This window comes from Coprococcus intestinihominis (genome assembly GCF_040096555.1).
In the GTDB taxonomy this organism is placed as follows: domain Bacteria; phylum Bacillota; class Clostridia; order Lachnospirales; family Lachnospiraceae; genus Coprococcus_A; species Coprococcus_A intestinihominis.
Genome location: NZ_JBBMEK010000528.1, coordinates 1 through 617, shown reverse-complemented (window position 1 = coordinate 617; position 617 = coordinate 1). Strand labels below are relative to the sequence as shown.

1 protein-coding gene is annotated in these 617 nt (G+C 47.3%); it reads right to left on the bottom strand.

What is annotated here, in order from left to right; all coding sequences use genetic code 11:
* Positions 1–126: 126 nt before the first annotated feature.
* On the bottom strand, positions 127–617 hold a 491-nt coding region (locus WMO25_RS18650), incomplete at its 5' end, for a glutamine amidotransferase-related protein (RefSeq protein WP_435384328.1).

The window sequence follows — 617 nt, the reverse complement described above, 5'->3', positions numbered from 1 at the left end:
TTGGCGTTGCTAAGCGCCAGTGGCGCTTGTTTAGCAACGACCGAAACGGAGTGTAGAGGTCGCGATAACTTGAGAAACTCGCGGAGCGTGTTTCTCATAGTTTACGCGGATTAATTATTCAGCTAATTATTCAGCATCAGCAGGTGATTCAGCTTCAGCTTCGGCCTGAAGGATGTCTTCATACTTCAGAGCGGCTTCAATAAAGCCCTTGAACAGCGGATGCGGTTTATTCGGACGGGATTTGAATTCCGGATGTGCCTGAGTGGCAATAAACCATGGATGATCCTTTAATTCAATCATTTCAACGATACGGCCATCAGGGGAAATACCGCAGAGCTGCATACCGTTTTCTGTGAGAACATCACGGTATTCATTGTTGACTTCATAACGATGTCTGTGACGTTCTTCGATGACTTTCTCGCCGTAAAGCGCATAGGCTTTGGAGTTTTCATCAAGGACGCATTTGTATGCACCGAGACGAAGGGTACCGCCGAGATCTGTCACATTGTGCTGATCAGGCATAATATGGATGACAGGATGCGTTGTGTTCGGATTCAGCTCGGAACTGTGTGCATCTGTATAACCCAGTACATGGCGGGCAAACTCAACGATTGCCA